The organism is Streptomyces roseus (assembly GCF_001044425.1).
Taxonomy (GTDB): Bacteria; Actinomycetota; Actinomycetes; order Streptomycetales; family Streptomycetaceae; genus Streptomyces; species Streptomyces roseus.
Window position 1 is genome coordinate 46,072 of the sequence record NZ_LFML01000052.1, and the last position, 3,386, is coordinate 49,457.

Annotated in this window: 2 protein-coding genes and 1 pseudogene; 2 read left to right on the forward strand and 1 reads right to left on the reverse strand. The window is 76.8% G+C overall.

Going from position 1 to position 3,386, the window contains the following annotated elements; all coding sequences use genetic code 11:
• Nucleotides 1-2,673 (forward strand): ATP-binding protein (locus ACS04_RS13950; protein ID WP_048476899.1); only part of this gene is annotated, 2,673 nt, incomplete at its 5' end.
• On the opposite strand, the gene ACS04_RS39270 is transcribed toward ACS04_RS13950, so the two are convergent.
• The gene (locus ACS04_RS39270; protein ID WP_245236387.1) at nucleotides 2,660-3,106 is read right to left on the reverse strand and encodes an NPCBM/NEW2 domain-containing protein; all 447 of its coding nucleotides are present in this window, start codon (nucleotides 3,104-3,106) and stop codon (nucleotides 2,660-2,662) included. The two genes, ACS04_RS13950 and ACS04_RS39270, sit on opposite strands and share 14 nt — an antisense overlap.
• On the opposite strand from ACS04_RS39270, the pseudogene ACS04_RS39275 reads away from it, so the two are divergent.
• A pseudogene (locus tag ACS04_RS39275) lies at nucleotides 3,099-3,386 on the forward strand (hypothetical protein); the annotation flags it as partial. The gene ACS04_RS39270 and the pseudogene ACS04_RS39275 sit on opposite strands and share 8 nt — an antisense overlap.

Genomic DNA, 3,386 nt, shown 5'->3' on the forward strand with positions numbered 1-3,386 from the left:
CCCGAACTCGCGGCCCTCCACGCGGAACTCCTCCAGCCCGACCCCCTGTCCCAGGCGGCACATCCCGCCCTCCGCGGGAACCCGGCGCCTCCCGCCACCGCGGCGACGGCGCCCCACGAGCCGCGGACGCACCGGCCGGCTCCCGCCGCCGATCCCGGCCCGCCCGCCCCGCCCGCCCGTCCGAGCGGGAACCTCCGGCCCCGGCTCACCTCCTTCGTCGGACGGGAGCCCGAGCTCGCGCGGCTGCGCGGCGATCTGGCGCGGCTGCGGCTCGTCACGCTCACCGGGCCCGGCGGCTCCGGGAAGACCCGGCTCGCCGAGCACGCGGCCGCCGCGGACCCCGAACCCGGCTGGCTCGTCGAACTCGCCCGCCTCGACCACCCCGCAGCCGTCCCCGGCGCCGTCCTCAGCGCCCTCGGCCTGCGCGAGAGCACCCTCGTGGCCCGCGAGAAGGCCGCCGCCGACGACCCCGCCGCCCAACTCGTCGAGCACTGCGCGAACCGCCGTATGCTCCTCGTCCTCGACAACTGCGAGCACGTCATCGGCGCCGTCGCCGAACTCGCCGAGCACCTCCTCACCCACTGCCCCGGCGTCCGGATCCTGGCCACCAGCCGCGAACCCCTCGGCGTACCCGGCGAAACCGTCCGCCCCCTCGACCCCCTGCCCGCCGACCGCGCGCACCGCCTCTTCGCCGACCGCGCCGCCGCCGTCCGCCCCGGTTTCACCCCCGCCGACGACCCGGCGGCCGTCGCCGAGATCTGCGCCCGCCTCGACGGGCTCCCCCTCGCCATCGAGCTGGCCGCCGCCCGCCTGAACCTGCTCACCCCGCGCCAGATCGCCGACCGCCTCGACGACCGGTTCAGGCTCCTGACCAGCGGCGCCCGTACCGTACTGCCCCGCCAGCAGACCCTGCGCGCCGTCGTCGACTGGTCCTGGGACCTCCTCGACGACCGGGAGCGCACCGTCCTGCGCCACCTCTCGGTCTTCGCCGGCGGCTGCGGTCTCGCCGCGGCCGAAGCCGTCTGCGCGGACGACGCCCTGGACACCGCCGGTGTCGCCGACGTCCTCGGCTCCCTCGTCGACAAGTCCCTCGTCACCGCCGCCCCCGATCCCGCCGACGAGACCGGCATGCGCTACCGCCTGCTGGAGACCATCCACGAGTACGCCGCCGAACGCGCGGCCGCCCACCCCGCCGACCTCGGCGCCGCCGCCGATCGCCACGCCGCCCACTTCCTGGCCCTCGCCGAGGAGGCCGAGCCCCTCCTGCGCGGCGCCGCCCAACTGCCCTGGATCCGGCGCGTCGAGACCGAACTCGACAACCTCCGCGCCGCCCTCCTCCACGCCACCGGCCCCGCCGGCACCGCCGAAACCGGCCAGCGCCTCGTCCTCGCCCTCGGCTGGTTCTGGTGGCTGCGCGGCTACCGCACCGAGGGCGCGGAGTGGGCGACGCGGGCCGTGGATGCGCACACCGCCGAGCCCGCCGAGGGCACCCCCGAGTACTGGCGCTTCATGCGTACGCAGATGCTGCTCGCCCTGCTGCTCGCCGAGGGCCACGCGCCCGACGAGTTCCGGACCCCGCAGAACATCACCCTCGCCGCACACCTCCAACGGGTCTTCCGGGAAGGCGGCCGCGAGAGCGCCCGCTTCCCCGGCATGCTCTGGCCGATGACCACCTTCCTGACCGGCGGCGACCCCCTCGCCGTGCGCGACGGGCTCGACGAGACGGTCCGTAACTGCCGTCGCCACGGAGGCGACTGGGAACTGGGGGCGGCCCTCATGCTCCGCACCCACATCACCATCGACCTCATCGGCGGCCTCCCGGCCGTCGACGGCGACCTCGCCGAACTGCACGAGATCGCCCACCGCGTCGGCGACCGCTGGACCCGTGCCCAGGTGGCGAGCGCCGCCGGCGAGGTCGCGCTGTCCCGGGGCCGGTACGACTGGGCCCGCGCCGAGTACGAGGAGTGCCTGCGCCTCGCCCGCGAGGTCGGGGCCCACACCGAGGCGCCCTTCGCCATCGCCAGGATCGCCGAGGCCGCCCTGTGCTCAGGCGACTTCGACGAGGCCGAACAGCTGCTGGCGGAGGTCGCCCTCGAAGTCGATCGCTACGGCGGGGTGTACGACGTCCAGGCCTACAGCGGCATGCTCGCGGCGCTCCTCGCCCTCATCCGCGGGGACCTCGGGCGGGCCCGTACCGAGTGCGAACTCGCCCGCGCGGCCGCGGCGAGGATCACGGGGCCCCCGCAGCTCGCGGCCGGACTCGACAACATCGACGCCATGCTCACCGCCCGCGCCCGAGGCCCGCGGGCGGGCCTCGCCAAGCTGGCACCGGCGCTGGCCGCCGCCGTCGCCGCGCACTGCGCGGAGCGCGTCATGGCCTCGCTCACCGACAACGCGGCCGTGCTGCTGGCCGCCGCCGGGCGCACCGCAGAGGCCGTACGGGTGCTGGCGGCGGCCACCGCCTGGCGCGCGGGTCACCCGCGCTCGGTCCCGGAACAGGCCGCCGTCGCCGGACTGCCGCAGGAGGCCCGCGCGGTACTGGGCGCCGACCGCTACGCGGCGGAGGCGGCGGCGGGCGCGGAGCTCTCCCCGTCCGAGGTGGCGACCCTCGTCGGGAAGGAAGCCGCGGACCCCACGGACGCCGCTGGGGCCACCGCGGTCACCGGCAGCTGATCACCGCGTCGGCCCAGCTCGCCAGGGTCGGCAGACTGCCCTGCCCGGCCTGCTCCACCATCAGCCGCAGCGTCTTGTGCCCGGCCAGGGAGACGTCGACGGTGGCGGCGGGATCCCCGAACCCCAGCGCGTCCGACCGCCACAGCCGCCGGCCGTCGGCGTACACGGAGAACAGCACCGTGCCGTCGGTGAACAGCGACAGGTCGTCCACTCCGGCCCGCGCCGAGAACGCCGTGCACTGCCGGTTGAGGTCGATCTCCACCGAGGAGCGGGAGTTCACGGTGATCCCCTGCGCGAAGCGCCGGTCCGCGATCCGCAGCCCCCACCGCTGCCACACCCAGCTGCTGCGCCCCGTCCGCAGCTCGGGACCGCTGTGGTCGCCGAACGCCGCGTGTCCGAGTCCCGCCAGCCGGAACCCCTGGGGCTTGGGCACGGACGGCGACGGGGACGGCGACGGCTTGGCCGGAGTCGGCGCCGGCGAGGGCTTCGCCGAAGGCTTCGGCGCCGGGGAGGCGGGCGGAGCCGGCGCAGGTGCCTGGGGCTTCGAGGGGGAGGGCGTCGGCGGAGCGGGAGTCCTGCCCGGCGCGGAGGGTACGGAGCCCTGCGCGGCCGGCGCCTCGGCATCCGCCGGCACCGTCGGCCGCGGAGGCGGTACGAGCGGCACCACGGGCGCCGCGAGGCTCGGCGCGGGCTGCGCCGCGGGCCCCGGCTCG